The 17,453-nt window shown below is 62.6% G+C and carries 16 protein-coding genes; 8 read left to right on the top strand and 8 right to left on the bottom strand.

The features are described from left to right. Positions 1 to 5 precede the first annotated feature (5 nt). From CSV91_RS09890 to CSV91_RS09860, 8 genes are all read left to right on the top strand, one after another. Positions 6 to 2,735: a VaFE repeat-containing surface-anchored protein gene (locus CSV91_RS09890; RefSeq protein ID WP_099432726.1), complete on the top strand. Its 2,730-nt coding sequence runs from the start codon at positions 6 to 8 to the stop codon at positions 2,733 to 2,735. Between the two features lie 72 nt (positions 2,736 to 2,807). Beyond that, positions 2,808 to 3,539, top strand: coding sequence for a class B sortase (locus tag CSV91_RS09885; protein WP_099432725.1), 732 nt, complete (start codon positions 2,808 to 2,810; stop codon positions 3,537 to 3,539). A gap of 147 nt (positions 3,540 to 3,686) precedes the next feature. Beyond that, a complete protein-coding gene (locus CSV91_RS09880) occupies positions 3,687 to 4,418 on the top strand; it encodes a hypothetical protein (protein WP_197736876.1) in 732 nt (243 codons plus the stop codon). A gap of 11 nt (positions 4,419 to 4,429) precedes the next feature. Further along, positions 4,430 to 4,684, top strand: coding sequence for a hypothetical protein (locus CSV91_RS10120; protein WP_197736875.1), 255 nt, complete (start codon positions 4,430 to 4,432; stop codon positions 4,682 to 4,684). 128 nt (positions 4,685 to 4,812) lie between these two features. Next, the gene (locus tag CSV91_RS10115) at positions 4,813 to 5,409 is read left to right on the top strand and encodes a hypothetical protein (protein ID WP_197736874.1); all 597 of its coding nucleotides are present in this window, start codon (positions 4,813 to 4,815) and stop codon (positions 5,407 to 5,409) included. Positions 5,410 to 5,749: 340 nt separating this feature from the next. After that, a complete protein-coding gene (locus CSV91_RS09870; RefSeq protein ID WP_099432724.1) occupies positions 5,750 to 7,036 on the top strand; it encodes an MFS transporter in 1,287 nt (428 codons plus the stop codon). A 260-nt stretch (positions 7,037 to 7,296) separates the two neighbouring features. After that, entirely contained in the window at positions 7,297 to 8,766 is a 1,470-nt protein-coding gene (abc-f, locus tag CSV91_RS09865) for a ribosomal protection-like ABC-F family protein (RefSeq protein ID WP_099432723.1), read from the top strand. An 81-nt stretch (positions 8,767 to 8,847) separates the two neighbouring features. Further along, positions 8,848 to 9,258: a hypothetical protein gene (locus CSV91_RS09860; RefSeq protein ID WP_197736873.1), complete on the top strand. Its 411-nt coding sequence runs from the start codon at positions 8,848 to 8,850 to the stop codon at positions 9,256 to 9,258. Between the two features lie 114 nt (positions 9,259 to 9,372). Here the strand turns inward: CSV91_RS09860 and CSV91_RS09855 are convergent, their stop codons facing one another. The 8 genes from CSV91_RS09855 to tet(W) all read right to left on the bottom strand — a co-directional run bounded on the left by CSV91_RS09855 (position 9,373) and on the right by tet(W) (position 16,858). Then, on the bottom strand, positions 9,373 to 9,927 hold the full coding sequence (locus tag CSV91_RS09855) for a hypothetical protein (protein WP_099432722.1): 555 nt from the start codon (positions 9,925 to 9,927) through the stop codon (positions 9,373 to 9,375). Beyond that, the gene (locus CSV91_RS09850; RefSeq protein WP_042433191.1) at positions 9,924 to 11,195 is read right to left on the bottom strand and encodes a relaxase/mobilization nuclease domain-containing protein; all 1,272 of its coding nucleotides are present in this window, start codon (positions 11,193 to 11,195) and stop codon (positions 9,924 to 9,926) included. Before CSV91_RS09850 ends, CSV91_RS09855 begins: the two co-directional genes overlap by 4 nt. Further along, positions 11,183 to 11,629: a CopG family transcriptional regulator gene (locus CSV91_RS09845; RefSeq protein WP_042433194.1), complete on the bottom strand. Its 447-nt coding sequence runs from the start codon at positions 11,627 to 11,629 to the stop codon at positions 11,183 to 11,185. The genes CSV91_RS09850 and CSV91_RS09845 overlap by 13 nt, the downstream gene beginning before the upstream one ends. Positions 11,630 to 11,839: 210 nt before the next feature. Further along, entirely contained in the window at positions 11,840 to 12,796 is a 957-nt protein-coding gene (locus CSV91_RS09840) for a ParB/RepB/Spo0J family partition protein (protein ID WP_042433197.1), read from the bottom strand. Continuing rightward, on the bottom strand, positions 12,783 to 13,547 hold the full coding sequence (locus CSV91_RS09835; protein WP_099432721.1) for a ParA family protein: 765 nt from the start codon (positions 13,545 to 13,547) through the stop codon (positions 12,783 to 12,785). Before CSV91_RS09835 ends, CSV91_RS09840 begins: the two co-directional genes overlap by 14 nt. Before the next feature lie 203 nt (positions 13,548 to 13,750). Then, entirely contained in the window at positions 13,751 to 14,122 is a 372-nt protein-coding gene (locus tag CSV91_RS09830; RefSeq protein ID WP_015540326.1) for a YraN family protein, read from the bottom strand. A 616-nt stretch (positions 14,123 to 14,738) separates the two neighbouring features. Continuing rightward, the gene (locus CSV91_RS10300) at positions 14,739 to 15,053 is read right to left on the bottom strand and encodes a DUF4368 domain-containing protein (RefSeq protein ID WP_430393067.1); all 315 of its coding nucleotides are present in this window, start codon (positions 15,051 to 15,053) and stop codon (positions 14,739 to 14,741) included. Beyond that, a complete protein-coding gene (gene tet(W) / locus CSV91_RS09820) occupies positions 14,939 to 16,858 on the bottom strand; it encodes a tetracycline resistance ribosomal protection protein Tet(W) (RefSeq protein WP_099432720.1) in 1,920 nt (639 codons plus the stop codon). The genes CSV91_RS10300 and tet(W) overlap by 115 nt, the downstream gene beginning before the upstream one ends. Positions 16,859 to 17,453: the final 595 nt, after the last annotated feature.

Below are 17,453 nucleotides of genomic sequence, written 5' to 3'. Positions count from 1 at the left end.
GAAAGATGAACGCAGCGAAAGACTGCACCCTGCAGGAAAAGCTCCTCCGATGCGCCATGGCGCTCATCCTGGCGGCGGGGGCGCTGCTCGCCTCCGTGGCGGCCTCGCCCGCCTACGCCGCGCCGAGCACGGTAGACGTGTCCATCGGCGGCAAGATCCCCTACGGCGGCTTCGCCACCACGTGGATGAGCGCCGACGGGAACATCGCCTACTGCGCCGAGCCCTCGTCCCCGACGCCCGCGCCGGGCTCCTACTCGACGAGCCCCGTGCCGAGCGGCGACGTGACAGCGGCCATCTGGTACTCGTTCGGCTCTCCCGGCTTCGACGCGTCGATGTTCCCGGGCAGCTGGTACGACGGCGGCGGCTGGGACGACGCGAAGTACGCCGCGGCGAGCCACGTGCTCATCGCCTACGCCTACTCTGGGTCCGAGTCGGCTGCCACGCACGGCACGAGCGCCGAGTTCGCCTCCTGGGCGAAATCCGAGCTGATCGGCGGGACCTTCGCCAAGATGAAGGCGGGCGCCGGCAAGGTATCCGCCGGGTTCGAGGCGTTCTGCGTCAGGACCGGCGGCGGCTCCCAGACGCTCGTGAGCTTCAGCTGGTCCGCAGGCGGCGTCAAGGTCGCCAAAGAGGACTCCGAGGCGGGCGCCGAGCCCCAGGGCGACGCCTCGCTCGACGGCGCGAGCTTCTCCGTAGTGAACGAGACCGGCCGATACGTGCTGGTCGGCGGCAAGTACTACGCCGACGGCGAGGTCTGCGCCACGATCAAGACCGCTCCCGAGGACGGGTCGCACGTCGCCGCCACCGGCGCCGGCGCGCTTCCCGCGGGCAGCTACCGCATCGTCGAGTCCGGAGCGCCCGAGGGCTACGACGCCAGCGACGCCTCCGTCGCGTTCGCCGTGAAGGCCGGCGAGGTAGCCGACCTCACGGGCGACCCCGTGACCGACGAGGTCTTCCGCGGCGGCGTGCAGGTGACCAAGTCCGACAAGGAGCTGCAGGCGTCCGAGGCGCTCGCGGGCAGCGGCCACGCGGAGGCCCCGGGCGAGCACCCCGGCCTCGACGGAATCGAGTTCACCGTCACGAACCGCTCGGCGCACAAGGTCCTCGTGGACGGCGAGTGGCGCGAGCCGGGCGAAGCCGTGGCCTCGCTGACCACCGCATGGAACGACGAGGCCGGCGCCTACACCGCGCAGACCGCGGCCGACGCCCTTCCGTACGGGACCTACGACGTGCAGGAGACGGCGACGAACGGGAGCTACCTGCTGACCGACGGCGAGCCCCGCACCTTCGAGGTCCGCGCCGCCGGCGAGATCGTGAGCGCCTCCGCGGACGGCGCCGCGCTCGAGTTCCGCGACCAGGTGGTGCGCAACGACCTCGAGCTCTCCAAGAAGAGCGAGTCCGACAACGCCGGCCTCATGGTCCCGTTCGCCATCGAGAACGCGGCCACCGGCGAGACTCACGTGCTGGTGACGGACCGCAACGGCGACGCGTCGACCGCGAGCAGCTGGAACAGGCACTCGAGGGACACCAACGCCAACGACGCCCTGCTCGGCCATGAGGGCCCGATTGCTGCCGCCGACATGGACCCGAAGGCCGGCATCTGGTTCTCGCTCGGAGAGGACGGCTCCTCGGCGCCGGTCGACGACTCGCTGGCGGCCCTGCCGTACGGCGCCTACACCATGACCGAGATGCGCTGCGATGCCAACGAGGGCCTCGAGCTCGTCACGAGGAGTTTCTGGATCGATCGCGACTCGACGGTCGCGAAGGCCGTGTGGATGGGCCTTGACGACCAGGAGGGCCCGCGCATCTCCACCACGGCAAAGGACGGGGCGGACGGCGACAAGGACGTCTCGGCCGACGCCGAGGCCAAGGTCGTCGACGCGGTGGCCTACGAGGGGCTGAAGGCCGGCGAGGAGTACGAGCTCTCGGCCACCCTCGTCGACAAGGCGACCGGCGAGCCCGTGGCCGACGCCTCGGGCATGCCCGTGGAGGCCAAGGCCGAGTTCGCCCCCGCGCTCTCGACGGGCAGCCGGGACGTCGAGATCTCCTTCGACGCGAGCCTGCTCGGCGGCCGCGACCTGGTCGTGTTCGAGAGCCTGCGCAAGGACGGAGCCGAGGTGGCGTCGCACGCGGACCTCTCCGACGAGGGCCAAACAGTCCACGTCGCCGTCGAGGTGGGCACCCAGGCGGCCGACGTCGCCGACGGCGACCGGGTCATCGAGGCCGGCAAGGCCAAGGTCATTGACACGGTGGCCTACAAGGGCCTCGTCCCCGGCGAGACCTACATCGCCGTGGGCACGCTCATGGACAAGGGTACCGGAGAGCCGTTCCTCGACAAGGACGGCAGCGAGGTGACCGCGCGCACGCCCTTCGAGCCCGAGGCGCCCTCCGGCACCGTCGAGGTGACCTTCGAGTTCGACACCGAGGGCCTGGCCGAGGGAGACGAGCTCGTCGTCTTCGAGAAGGTCCTGGACTCCGCCGGCAACGTCGTTGCGACCCACGAGGACATCGACTCCGCCGAGCAGAGCGTCGTCGTGGACAACCCCGACACGCCCGAGATCCCCGAGGAGCCCTACGCCAAGACCGGGGCCGACGCCCCCGACGGCACCGGCTACGCCGTGGCCGCGGGCATCGCTCTGGCAGCTGCGGCGGGTGCGGGCGGAGCGCTTGCGTATCGCAAGCGCAAGACGGCCGGCGCGAGCAAGGACGAGGCGGCCGAAAAGCCGGAAGAGTAGCGGCAGCGCATCGACACCGAACCGGAGGCCCTGGGCGCTCGCCCGGGGCCTCCCCTGCGAACGGGGGAGGACATGAACAAAGGGAAAGCCGCCACGGTCCTCGCCGTCATCGTGGCGTTGCTGGCGCTGGCGGCGCTCGCCGTCTTGCCGCAGCCCGAGAGGAACCCGTACAAGGTCCACGAGGTCCCCGCCGCGGTGGAGGGCGCCGCCGAGGACGAGCAAGAGGAGGGAGGCGGAATCGACTGGGACGCCCTTCCCGCCTCCGTCGTCGCATGGGTGCGCGTGCCGGGCACGACCGTCGACTACCCGATCGTCCAGGGCCGGCAGGAATCGCCCGACTTCTACCTCACGCACGACGCCAGCGGTGAAAGATCCGCATGGGGCGCTCCCTACATCGACGCCGGGTGCGCGCAGGGCGCCGGGAGCCCGCTCGTCATCGTCTACGGGCACCACATGTCCGACGGCACCATGTTCGCGCCGCTCGCGCAGTACTCGTCGCGAGACTTCGCCGAGGGCCACCGCACCTTCCGGGTCTTCACCCGCGAGAAAACAATCGAGCTCGAGGTCTTCGCGGTGGACGTGGTCGACGCGAGCTCGGAGGGCAAGCGGACCGACTTCGCAGACGCGGCGGAGCTCGACGCCTACCTCGGGGACAAATTGTCCCGGTGCGAGGTCGTCCTGGAAGAGCCGGCGGACGTCGAGCAGGCCTGGGCCTTCGTGACCTGCAGCTACCAGACGAGCAACTCGCGCACCGTCGTCTACGCGAAGGAGGTGGAAACATGGGATTCGCGCCCTTCGGAATAGGGCTCCTCATGGGGCTCCTCACTCTTACGGCCTACGCCTGCTGCGCAGCCGGCGACGACGACCGGGACTAGGAATTGCAAATCGAAACTAAAACCGAATATGGCCCTTCGACCCCTTGCCGCTATATCTCGGCAAGGGGTCTTGCATATGGTGAGATATTTTACGCACTTGATGAAAACAAGACACCGCCGAAAGCTGCTCGATGAGCTCCCGGTGTCCGTGAACAGAGGCGCGCAATTGGGAAAGATAAAGCTGCAAGACGTCAAAAGGGCTATCGACATAGGAAAGGACGTTCGGCCTTTCGTTGAACCCGCTGTGAACAAATACGGGCCTACTCTGATCGACTGGACGCAGCAGAGGGGGAAGCAGGCGGTAGATAGCCTGGGAGGAGCCAGGGACTCATTCCTTTCAAAGAGCCAGGCAATCAAAGACAAGAAGGAGCGGCGAAAGTCACTCGAGGCAGCCCGCAAGAAGGCTGTGGCAAAATCGCTTCCGCCGATCTCCGCAAAAGAGTTCTTCGAGAACTTCGAGAACAACGTCTCCAGCGAAGCCGACCTCAACGATGGGTACATGGCAATCGCTGGCTGCTACGCCATCGCCACGATGAAATCGGCACGAGAGAAAGATCCTTCCGCCTACGAGGACGTCTATGTCGGTTGCGGCAAATCCATGGGCTTCAGTATCTACACCCAGCTTTGCGGTTTCGGCAACATCGACGTCTACGCTAACTTCAAGTTCAAAAGACCAATGATGATTCTGCTCTTCCCGTGTGAGGAGAAAGACCTCGAGACCCGCTATGAGGCCCTCGTCAGGGATCTTCAGGCCGAGGGCTCGTACAACAAATGGGACGTCCTGGCGCGTTCCGATGAGGCGAGATAGGCGCTAAGAGCATGAGCGACAAAGAACTTGCGCCAATCAGCGTCGAGGTCGTTCCTGTCGAGGACTTGGAGAACATCAGGCTCGTCGCGAACGCCGATGCGGGCAAAGAGAACAACGTCGGCATCGGAGAGCGGGCGGACGCCATTCTAGGCCTCGCCTCGGACGTCATAGACCTCGTCGAGGAAAACAGCTCTACAAAGTCGAGGTTCCCGAAGGCTACAGCCTTAAGGACCTCGTCGCCTCGAAGAAGGATCCGGAAGCGGTAAGGGCCCTCGTCCGAGACCCGAAAGGTCGCCTGAGCGGCGACGTCTCCCTCAAAGCCGCTGGGGTCAGCCCCGCACAGATCGCCAGCGTCGGCCTTGCCGCAGCGGCGATGGTTGTCGGTCAGGCGTACATGACCGAAATCAGCGACAGCCTCCAGTGCATCGACGCCAAGCTGGAATCGATCGCCTCCATGATCGCCGGCGACCAGAGGGCGAAGGTCAAAAACGCCCTGGACATCGCTAGGACCTACGCAGCCCTTCATGACGATTACCTCCAAAAGCCCGCCGAGGCACGACAGGCGGCAAGAAACGAGATCGAGGGCAGGTACAACGACGTCGGTCAGGTAATCGATTGGATTACCGAGCAACTCGCCGGCATCGAAGACAAGGCCAGGGACGCCGCCGAGCGCGAAAAGGACCTCGAACCGTTGCTTAAAGAGGTCCAATCCTACGAGGCTCAGTTGGGGGTGCGGCGTGGAGTATGGACCACCGGTTTCTCGGCGCGCGCCTCATTTCCCGACAGCGTACACACATTGTTCGCGTTCGGCGCCGCATCCCCTTTTTCCCAGGATCTTTGTTCCGAATTGAGATACAGACGATCAGAGGCTATCCTGCTCATCAGGATGCTTGCATACTTTGATGGTGCGAGTTGCGGACACGCAAGAGCTACGCGTTTGGTTCGTTTTCAGCGGTGTTGGAAGTATCGGCTCGATGAAAAGCCAAGTTGACATTTTCGTGGACCGAGGCTTAGAAATGGCTTTTCTCGCTTGCGCAGACATGGTGCATAAAAGCGTTTTGCTTGGGAATTCTAACGAAATAAATAACCACATAACGTAAATGCAGCCATAGATACAAAAGGAATCGAATGGCCAGAGAGGATTGCCCTTTCCGATGGTCGATTCTTGACAGGCAAACTCAAGCCTCGTTAATATTACATGGTTTGCCAGACCGAATTAACAAAGGAGGGGTGTCGTGGTTGGTCTTTTCCGCACGTGGATGAGCGCCTAAAAAGCGGCGCTGTTATGGCGTCGCGCTGTTTTGCACGCCATTCCACGATTGGACATAACCATGATGTTTGAAACCTCTCGGCGCAGGTCTGTTTCGCTGTGCCATTCATGGCAATTCAAGCTTTGTTTCGTATGGGGCGGGGAGCTCGTGTCGACATTGACGAGCTCGATTCTCCAAATGGGTCTCATTTGGCATATCGCCCTCACGACAGGATCATCTTCCCTCCTCTCCCTGGCATCGCTGGCAGGCTTTCTGCCGATTGCTTTGTTCGGAGTCCTTGCGGGCGCCGTTGTCGACAGACTGCCTTTGAAACGTGTCCTCATCGGCGCCGACCTCTTCGTTGCCGCGGTGGGCGCCGCCTTGGCGATTGCCTCGTTGGCCGGCAGCTTACCTGCGTGGCTAATTCTCATCGCCCTGTTTCTCCGCGCAGCTGGCACTTCGTTCTACACGCCGGCCTCCCAATCCCTCACGCCCCATCTCGCCCCGCCAGAGCATCTCGTTCGCCTATCGGGGGTGACTCAGGCGATTCAGTCCGGCGGATACATTCTTGGCGCCGCGCTCGCGGCAGTGATTTATCCCGTGGCGGGCATTACCGCCATGATTGCCCTCGACGTGCTGGGGGCGCTTTTCGCTTCTCTAGCCGTCCTCGCCGCTCAGATAGACGCAGGAGGACTCGACGAAGCCGACCGCAGCTCGTCCTTTTCCAATAAGGTTCGAGAGCTCTTCTCTGAGATTTCGGACGGCTACAAGCTGATCAGGGGATACAGGGGGCTGTTCGCCCTTCTTTGGTGCGGGTTCGTCTTCGCTTTCGCGTTCTCTCCGCTCGCGGCATTGTTCCCAATAATGACCTTGGGACATTTTGGCGGTAGCACGGGGGATGCCGCTTTGGCGGAGGTCCTTTTCTCCGCAGGCATGCTGGCTGGGTCCGGCATCTTGGCGGCCACGGGAGGGTTCCGCAATAGGTCGCTCACCATGGTCGCCGCGATCGCCGGCTTCGGCGTCGTCGCAATCGCATCCGGATCGCTCGGCCCGTCGCTGTTCGCCGCTTTCCTGCCGGCGAGCTTTCTTATGGGCGCATGCTCCCCGCTGTACGCGGGAACCCAGACTGCCCTTATGCAGGAGCAGATACCTCCTGAGTACCTAGGCCGCGTTTTCGGCCTCTACGGAACCATTATGGCGTGGGCCATGCCCATGGGCCTCGCAGCCCCCTCCGTTTTTGCGGACCTGCTCGGAGCTCCGTTATGGTTCGTCGGCTCTGGAGCGACCATGGTACTGCTTGCGATGGCTATGCTGCTTGCTCCGAGCGTCCGAAACGTGGGGAAAAGAGATACCGGGCGGATTCAATAGCCCAAGCATTCGAAAAAAGAGGCGGCAGCCATCGGTTCGCGCGTCAGCCTTCAAGCCCTTGCGACGACGAGGTATTGCGCCGACATCCCACATCGCGCTCCTTATTCGCCGCCAACTATCATTTTCGGATTTGCCGGCTTGCGCAAGGCCAAAACGCTCACGCCGGCAATCGGGCAAAGGCGAAAAATCGACGTGAACGATTCTTTATTGGCATGGCTGCGCTTCCAGAAAACGACAATACACAAAAGGTGGTTCAACTTATGGAACTCATAGTCAAAGCTAAAGACATCTTTTTGGAATATGCCGGCCGCGATATTCTGGACATCGAAGAATTGGAAATCTACCCCTACGATCGCATCGGCTTGGTAGGAGACAACGGTGCAGGCAAAACCAGCCTGCTAAAAATCCTGAGCGGCAATCTAACCATTGCGGACGCCGACGTCAGGCGCTTCGGCAGCATTGCCCTCATCGGCCAGCTCGACGAACTCGACCTTGATGCGGCTCAGGACAACGGCGAGATGCTCTCCCGTCTCAACGTCGCCGAAGTGGCGCAGGAGACGATGAGCGGCGGGGAGGAAACACGCGCCAAGATTGCCTCTGCGCTCTCCCAGCATGCAAGCGCGATCTTCGCCGACGAACCTACGAGCCACCTCGACCAAGACGGCATCCGCCTTCTCGTCGGACAACTCAAGGCATTTGATGGGGCCCTGCTCATCGTGAGCCATGACCGTCATTTTCTCGACCAGGTGGTAGACAAGATCTGGGAGCTCAAAGACGGCGGTATTTCCGAATTCTGGGGTGACTACTCCGACTATCTGCGACAGAAAGAAGAAGAGCGCAAAGCTCAGGCGACTCGATACGAAGAGGCGATGCGCGAGCGCGATCGCCTCGAAGCCGCCATCGAAAAACAGCGGAAAAAAGCACGGCAGGTCGACGCCAAGCGGAAGGGTGCGAAAAAAAGCAACGAGTATGCAGGTCGCTTGGGGCATCAGAAAACAACCGGCACCAAGCAGAAGAAAATGCATCAGGCAGCTAAGAACATGGAGAAGCGCCTCGAAGCGCTCGAAGGGATCGAGGCCCCAGATAGCATTCGCGCCGTGCGCTTCCGCCAGAGCAAGGCCCTGGAACTGCACAGCAAATTTCCCATCTCGGCAGATGATTTCAGCTTGAGCTTCGGCAACTGCGTGCTCTATGACCACGCGAAATTCGAGATACCGCTCGGTGCCAAAGTGGCCATCACCGGTGGCAACGGCACAGGAAAGACCAGCCTGCTGAAGGCAATCGTTCGACGCGCCGACGGTATCAACATCTCTCCCAAAGCAGAGATCGGCTACTTCGAACAGACAGGTTACAAGTTCGACGCCCGCCAGTCTGTGATCTCGTTCATGCAGAATGGTTGCGAGTACAGCATGACCGAAATTCGAGGCATCCTCGCCTCTATGGGAATCGGACCGCGCGACCTGACAAAGGACGTTGGCGTTCTCTCGGGAGGCGAAGTCATCAAGCTGCTACTCGCGAAGATGCTGCTGGGCAGATACAACATCTTGCTCATGGACGAGCCTGGAAATTACCTGGACATCAAGAGCGCCGAAGCCCTCGAGCAGATGATGAGCGCCTATGCCGGAACGATAGTGTTCGTCTCCCACGATAAGAGGCTGGTCGAGAACGTCGCAGACATTATTTACGAAATAAAGGACACCAAGCTAGTCAAAATCTTTCAGCGCGAATAACCCTAAATGAGCAGGATATATTCCCAGAATGGAGACAAAAGGCCTCGAGGGGGGTGCCTCCAGGCCCTGTCGGCGCTCGCCATGACGCGCATGTACTACGACGGCAGCATGGACGACCGCAGCGCCCTCATCGAAGAACAGCGGATCCTGGACAAATCTCAGGGCTTTCTGAAAAAGAGGCAGGTCCTCGCAGCGCTCATGGAGATGAAGATCGGGGGCATGAAAGGGACGCCCATCGCGCTTCCTCGCGGAGCCCAGGGAAACGCCCTCAAGAGGCTAATCTCTCAGACCCCCAGAGCCGCTGCAAAAGAGCAACTCCTCGAAGCTAAGGTTGAGATGCGCGCGAGCCTACGCTCCGGAGAGTCGAAGCTGAGGTCCGAGGCCGAAGATCGAAAAGGCAAAATCCAACGCATCGCGGCGGTATCCCGGTCAGCCAGGACGCTGCTCACTGATGGGACCGACTGCTGGCTCATCGACGATCAGACAGATTAGGAAAGACAAAGAGGCGGGCAATTGCCCGCCTCTTACTACATCACCCACTTGAACACGGCGCGGAACAGCCAGACGAAAAAGCCCAGCGTGACCTTAAGTGCTGCCATGAGGAACCTACCAAGCCTCTTCATCGACGTCACCCCAATCTTCCTTGACCTTGCGGGCGCCCTCGTCGGCGCCCTCTTCCTTCTCTTCCGCGAGTAGCCTCGCCAGCTCGTCGGGCACGCCCGGGACCTCCGCCCTCCCCAGAGCGCGCTGCAGGTCCCTTATCTGCGACTTCAGCGGTTTTGAGGGAGGGCCCACGTGCTCGCGGTAGCAGGCGCCGATCGCGGCCGCGTCGCACAGGTATCCCCGCACACGGGCGAACGCCTCGTCGCCGTCGAGCAGGACGCGCCGGGCGCGCCCGAGCTCGGCCTCCGAGGCCAGCATGAAGCGCCAGCCGCGGGACCTGCGCGCGGCCGGTATGCCGTCCGCGGGCGCGTCGGCGCGCCAGTCGTCGCGCACCTGGTGCCAGTTCGCCGTGAGCCAGAGCCCCTTCTCGGGCTCATCCCTCATCTCGAGCTCGAACTCCGTGAGCATGTTCGCGCCGGAGAACGGCGAGCCCTCCGTGAACGAGAGCGTGTCGAACAGCGTCGTCCTGCCGCCCTCGTACTCTATCCTCACCATCATCTCCGGCCCCTTTCCCTGCGATGCTCCTGCTGGGCCCGCTGGCGTTCGACGGCGAGGATGCGCTGTTGCTCGTCCTCGCGGCGCCCGTCGCGCGAGCTTCCTTCGGCAGCACCGCGCCCGCGATCGTCCCCGTAGCGGGTTTTGAGCGGCATGAGCTCGTTCATCGCCATGTAGTCGCGCGCCGCCTCGAGTCGACGGTAGCCCTCGCCGCCCGCCTGGCCGCGACGCTCGAGCGTCGCCATCCTGAGACCGAACTCCTCGATGGACTCGACGTCGAACTTCGCGCAGGTCTCGAGCGCCGAGGAGAGCCTGCTCAGCTCCGAGAGGTCGTTGAGCTCGAGGGCTCGCTCGGCGGCCTCGCGGATGCGCGCGGCGCTCGCGTCCGTGGGACGGTAGGCGCCCCCGCGCTCGAACCGCCGGCGGAGCATCTCCTTGCCGTAGACGAACCCCAGGCGCTCGCCGCTGACCTTCTTGGACGGCTCCTCGGCCAGGCTGAACACCCAGTCGTCCCGCCGCGCCTTGGCCGAGTTGTCGGCGACGTGCACGCCCAGGGCGTCGAGGACGCCGAGGAACTCCGCCTCGTCGCGCGCCGTGGTCTTGGCGAGCGCGACGCGGGCGCGGATGTCGCCGACCCACGAGTAGCCGCCCGAGCGCATGATCTCCTTCTCGGCCCGGCCCAGGTAGACGCTCCTGCGGCTCCTGGGCCCGCCCGCACCTGCCCGCCCGCGCGCCTTCGACGGCGATTCGGGAGCTCGGTCGTTGGAGAGCCCCGACAGCCCGCGCTCGCGCGCCATGTCCTGCAGGTCTCGGTTGAGGTCCTCGGGGTGCTGGGTCTGCATGCGGTAGCCGGTGCGGAGGTTGGCGTTATTCACGACGATGTGCGCGTGCGGTATGCCGCGGGCGTTGTCGTCGTGGTACACGATGGCGATCTCGTGGTCGCCGAAGTGCTTGAGAGCCCACGAGCACGCGAGCTCGCGCAGCGCCGCCAGGTCGATATCGTCGCCGGGGTCCGGCGAGAGCACGAAGTGCTTGAACGTCCGCGCGGGCTTTCCCCTCCAGGGGGCGTCCGTGCCGAAGGCGGCGCGCGTGGCGTCCATCTCGGCGTCCCAGGCGCAGGCCTCCTTGGCCTCGTTTCCCAGTGCGCCGGCATCGCGCTCGTCGTAGCTCAGGTTGAACAGGTCGCGCGCCAGGGCGCGGCCTCCCTTCTCGAGGTAGCGGCGGATGCCACCCGTCGAGCCGTGGCCGCTTATCGGCTTCAGGATCGGCATGGCGAGCCCTCCACGAGCGAGTCGGCACCGATGCGACCGAGCTCCGCCGCCATCTCGCGGGCCGCGCCGTTCACGTCGGCGAGCTCTCGCTCGATCGTCGGGATGCTCTCCGCGACGAGGTCCCGGTCGACGTGCCCGTGGCGGGCGTGGAAGTTGATGAGGTTCATCGCGTGCACTGCCTGGTTGTAGTGGTAGCCCCACTTCGTGAGCTCCCGAGACATCGACCAAAGGGCCCTGCGGTCCACGAGTATGCGGTGCTCGTCTCCAGCGTTGGCCTCCGTCGACAGCGGTATGCGAACGAGGTAGCGCAGGTACTCTGACTTGCTGAGGCCGGCGCGCTCGCACCGCTCGCAGAGCGCGTCGTAGTCGCCTCCCTCCATGCGGAACGTGACGCGGCGCTCCTTGCCTTTGGCGGCGCCGGCTTCCTCTTCCATGGCGGATTCCTTTCCTCGGGCCCGCCGCGCGGCGGGCGCGTCTCTCTAGGGGCGCGGGGGATCCCCCGCAGGCGGTGGCCCGGCCCGGGCGCCGCCTCTGGGACCGGGCCTCGCGAAAGCGGGCTCCCAAACGGCCCGCGGCATGACGGGTCCGAAGCCGCCCGTTCCCCAAGTGCTATGGACGCCCGACGCGATGTCGGACGCCATAGGCTACTTGCTGGATTTCGAACCTGAGGCCCTTCTGCGGCGCTTTCGGGCATCGCTGCCCGCATCCGCGTACGGGGCGGTCATGAGCGCCATCTCGCGCAGCAGCGAGAGGTCGGCCGCGCTCGGGCTCTCGGGCGGGCTCTCCAGGAAGTCGGCGACGAGCCTCGCGGCCTTCGCGATGCGCCCGTCGGGGCCGGCCTGCGTTTCGCTCTCGCTCCTCACGTAGTCGGAGAGCTCCCGCTTGGTGCGCCGCCAGGGCTCCATGGCGGCGTGCATCTCCGCCTGGCGCTCCTTCGGCATGCCCGCGAGCGAGCGCACCGCCTCGGCGCTGAGGTTGCCGCGGTCGGCCTCGGCGGCCCACTCGGGCGAGAGGTCCTCGGCGATGCGGCGGGCCAGCCTCTCCTCGCGCGCGATGGTCTTGCCGGAGACCTTGCGGCCCGTCTGCCGCTCGATGATGGCGGCCTTCACGTCGTCGACGCGCATGCCGGAAAGCGACGGGTCCTCGGAGCGCAGGCGCACGGCGTCGCCCCTGAGCGCCTCGGTCGCTGCGGCGCGCTCGGTCACGGTGAGCGCGCGGGTGAAGTAGTTCGCGGCGTGGAGCAGCGTCACCGCCCGCTCGTCGTCGATGCCCTCTATCACGCGGCAGGGCATCCTCTCGTAGGCGGGGTCGTCCTTGGCGAGCAGCGCGTAGGCGGCCTTGCGGCGGTGCCCGGAGACCATCTGCCACGAGCCGTCGCCGACCTTGCGCACCAGCGGCAGGTCGGTGAGGCCGTCCTCGCGTATGGACTCGGCGAGCTCGGCTATGCCGGCCGGGTCCATGGAGTACGCGGCGTTCGCCGGGTGGTCGGCGATGTCGGCCACCGCTATCTCGGACACCGGGTAGCGCCCGCGGGTGCGCGACGCGCCGTCGAGAAGCCCCGTGATGGTGAAGCCCGCGGCCACCTGGCTAGGCGAGCTCACGGGACACCTCGTCGGCGAGAGCCTCGTAGTCGCGCGCGGGGCGGCTCCCCGGCTCGAAGGCCGCCACCGGCTTCCACTGCCAGCTGCCCTCGCAGACCTTGCTGCTCGCGTGTATGACCGTCTCGAACTGCTCGCCCGGGAAGAACCCGTCGAGCACGGCCGCGCCCGTGGCCTCGGCGTTGGTCATGCGGCCGGGCACGCAGGTGCGCAGTATCTTCCATCTGGGCGTGGGCATGCGCAGGGCGTCTGAAATGGAGCGCGTCGCCTCCACGGTGAGCGCCGTGCCGCGCATCACGGTGGAGTCGAGCTTCACGGGGATGACGACCATGCCGCCCTCCGCTGCGGCGAGGTAGGCGTTGAAGGCAAGCCTGCGCATCACGGGGCTGCAGTCGATGAGGCAGACGTCGTAGGAGCCCGAGGCGTCGTCGAGGGCGAACTTGAGGCGCTGCTCGCGCAGGAGCATCTCGTTCTGGTCGACGAGGTCGATGGTCGAGGCCACCACGTCGAGGCCCTCCCCGGCGGCGTAGGCGATCTCCTCCACGGGCGCGCCGCCGTAGAGCAGCTCGACCGAGGTGCGCCGCTCGGAGGCGGCGCGGTCGTAGAGGCCGAAGAAGTCGGTGGCCGACGCCTGCGGGTCGAGGTCGACGAGCAGGGTCCGAAGGCCCCGGGCGGCGAAGATGGCCGCCAGGTTGACGGCGGTCGTCGTCTTGCCGACGCCTCCCTTGTAGTTGGAAATGGCTATCGTGCGCATGGGTCGCGTCCTCTCTAGCGTGGGGCGCGCCTCGCCGCATCCGGTCCGGCGCGCCCCGAGTCTCGGAGCGTCGGGACAAAACCGTACGAATTTGTCCGACAAGCGGAGTGTACCACGAAAACGTACGTATATGTACGTTTTCGTGGTACAGGGTCGGATTTCGGGGAAGTCCGGCCCCGGGAGCCCGGGGCCGGGCGCGCCGCCTAGGAGAGCGGCTCCATCTCGCCGAAGCAGTTGATGTGGTGGCGAAGGAGCGCTCGGTTCTCCTTGACGACCATCATCGCCACCTCGTCGAAGCGGACCGGGGTGTCTGCGTAGTCGTCGCTGTTCCCCGCGAGCCACGTCGCCGCCAGCGCCTCGCGCAGCCCGCGCGCCCTGTGGGCCTCGGGGAAGCCGTCCGTTCCGATCCGGACCGTGGCGTCGACGAAGACCAGGGTCCCGTCCTCGTCCACCGCCACGAGGTCGATCCCGCCGATGCCCTCGGGCCCCTGCCAGGCCTCGTCGACGATCTCGTAGCCCTTGCGCTCGAGGAAGGCCCTGACCGCGCCCATCGCCTTTTCCTTCATGTCGTTCATGCCTTGCTCCTTAGACTCTGAGGCCCGCCCCTGTGGCGTGCCTTGCGCCGCGTGAGTCGCATGCAGCGCGGGCGTGCCTGCAAGGGAGGAAGCGAAGTCGGGCGTGGTTATAGAAATCTCCCGACGTCAGTTTTTCGCGTTGTTCGCGCGCGCAGCGCATGGGGCGAAGAACCCGAAAAAGTGTCGCGGCCCTTGCGGGCCGCCTGCCGGCGTGCGACCCTGCGCGTCCAAGGAGCGCCGGGGCGAGTTTCGGGTCGGAGGGGCGGAGGCGTGCGGCATGGAACCGGCCATGGGCGCCGAGACCCTCCGGGCATGGGATGCGGCCCGTCGGCGGTTGCCGGGGCGCTCGCGAGGGTTACGTCGGGACGTCGCGTGGAGGACGGAGGCGCGTTTCCGAGTCGCGGCGCCGCTACCCTAATCGGGACGGCCTCTCCCGTGCCGCTTGCGGCCGATGTGCGCACGAGATCGCTGGCGGTGAGGCTTTTCGTTGCGCGGAACGGCTACGGTGCTGCGCGACACGTCCGTTTGCTTATGTGTGATAAAGAAGCAATAGAAGTGCAAAAAATTTTGCCGTTCCTATCCGACACTTGGCCATTGTGTCGGATAGGTCGGGCGGTTATTCGGGCAAGTCAATCTTGCCGACAAAGCTGTAATAAATCTCAATGTCCTGCCTGCGGGTGCCGTTCTCATCATAGCTGCACTCATGCACCACAATTTTCTCGATCATTTCCCGCAAGAGAGTGGGGGTCAGTTCTTCAAAGGCAAGGTGCTTGCGGACAATGCCCATAAATTTCTCGGCGTTGACGGTAGGTATCTTTACATTACCTTCTGAAACATATGGCGCACCTTGTCCAGGCGGCTGTTTGGACGGCGGGGCTGGATGACTGGCTTGCCGACAGCGGCCTGATACCCTTTCAGTTCTGTAAGGCATACGCTCTGCCCGTTGGTGTAAAAGGCCAGATCAGTACGGTATGCCTGTATACAGCGGGCGGGAATCTCGCCAGTAAAGACAACTTCATCCTTTTTTACCTGGACCGTTTCGATGGTGGCACAGTATTTCGGTGCATCATGATAAGCCCTGGAAAGATATTCCCGGGGCGCATAGAGGGTGAAGGAGAGATGAGGTTCCAGCAGTTGCGTCCCTGATTCCTTCAATGCCTGTTCCAATACAATCGGGGCCAATGAGCGGAAGTCCGCCGGCGTGCTGACCGGACTGTAATAAAGCCCGTATTCAAAGCAAATCTTACAGTCCGTTACGTTCCAGCCGAACAAGCCCTGCTCCAGCCCGTAACGGATACCATCCCTGACAGCGTTTTGAAAACTCTGGTTCAAGTATCCCAGCGAAACCCGGCTCTCGTATTGTACACCGGAGCCAAGCGGGAGTGGTGTAACAGACAGTCCGATGGATGCCCAAAACGGGTTGGGCGGCACCTCGATATGGATGGTGTGGCTGGCTGCTTTGAGCGGCCGCTCCATATAAATGACGGTGGGTTCCTTTACCACTGTTTCAAGCTTGTATTTTTCCGACAGCAAAGCGGAAACAACCTCCAACTGCACCCGGCCCAAAAAAGAAAGAATGATCTCATGGGTGATGGAATCCACCTCGCAGCGCAAAAGCGGGTCAGTATCCGCAAGTTGCGTAAGAGCGTCCAGCAGCCGTTCTCTTTGCGCTGCCGTTTTCGGCGCAATCGACGTCCGCAGCATGGGGAGGGGGTCCTCACGCCACCTTTTACGAGGGAGCCGGGTTGGGTCCCCTAATACATCGTTTAACCTCACGCTGTCGCTGGGAAGGATAACAATTTCACCCGGATAAGCGGTGTCTGTCCGAACAATTTCCCCTTTGGATGGAATACGCATCTCTGTGATTTTCAGCTTTTCTCTCCCGGCCAGAGCCACCGTATCCCGCAGGCGCAGCGTTCCGCTGTATAGCCGCAAATAGATGAGCCGCTGGCCACAATCTGTATACTCCACCTTGAAAACGCTGCCGCATAGGGCGTCGCTCCCCTGTTCCCCAATCGGTTGGAACAGCCCTGTCACCGCATCCATCAACGGTTGAATGCCAAGGCCCTTTTTGGCGCTGCCATGATAGACCGGGAACAGGGAGGCGTCTTGAACCCGCCGCTGTTCCTCCTGCGCAAGTTCTTCCCGGCTGATTGGTTCTCCTGCGATATACTTTTCCAATAATTCATCGTTATTTTCGATGACCGCATCCCATGCTTCTATGTCGGTATTTTCCTCCAGGACTATTTCCGGGGACAGCGACACCGTCTGCTTGATGATAATATCGGCGGAGAGCTTATCCCGAACAGACTGATACACGCCCTGCAAATCAACGCCAGCCTGGTCGATCTTATTGATAAAGATAACGGTGGGAATGTCCATTTTCCGCAGGGCATGGAACAGAATACGGGTCTGGGCCTGCACACCATCTTTAGCGGAGATCACCAAGATAGCCCCATCTAAAACAGCCAAAGAGCGGTACACCTCCGCCAAAAAATCCATGTGGCCGGGCGTATCCACAATGTTGACTTTACATCTGTGCCACTGGAAGGAAGTGACTGCCGCTTGAATGGTAATCCCACGCTGCCGCTCCAAAAGCATGGTGTCCGTCCTCGTTGTCCCTTTTTCGACGCTCCCCGGTTCTGAAATGGCTCCGCTGGCATATAGCAGGCTCTCCGTCAAGGTTGTCTTTCCAGCGTCTACATGGGCAAGAATCCCGATATTGATAATGTTCATGTCTATCCTCCATACAAGGCCCAAATGGGCGCAAAAATCCCCAGCGGCTAATACTTTTACCGCTGGGGATCATGACTTCGGACAAACAGAAGTATGACGGCTTACATGAGCCGCTGTCCGTCACGATATTTACTAAAAAGGCAAAAGTATTCTTAAATTGGGTACAAAAACTAAGCCCCTGCAAGGGGCAATCATTTTTGCGCCCATTATCAAATTTTATTTAAGAATACCTTGCCGCATATTTTTTACTCCTTTTCTGGATTAAATCATTGTATCACATCAGTTTTAGGAAAGCAAGTACCTAAAAGAAATTTTTCTTCCCCTTATATGTAACAATCATACCGGCTTCCTAGCGTTCAGAATGTTTTCTGCTGTCTGCTGTGGTGTTTGGTTGGAATTGTCCAACCAAAAGCCGATCCGTGGTGTTGTCTGCATTTTACTAAATACAAATTCAATGTATACAGAAAGATATAAGGAGTGGGAGGGATTCCGCCGTAGTTGGCATTGTAGGAAAATCCAAAAGTTTAGATTTTCCCACAATGCTTATCTTTTGGTCTTTGGTTCGGAATAGTGTAGTGCTGGCGGTCTATCTCTT

The organism is Collinsella aerofaciens (assembly GCF_002736145.1).
In the GTDB taxonomy this organism is placed as follows: domain Bacteria; phylum Actinomycetota; class Coriobacteriia; order Coriobacteriales; family Coriobacteriaceae; genus Collinsella; species Collinsella aerofaciens_A.
This window is presented reverse-complemented; position numbering and strand designations above follow the sequence as displayed.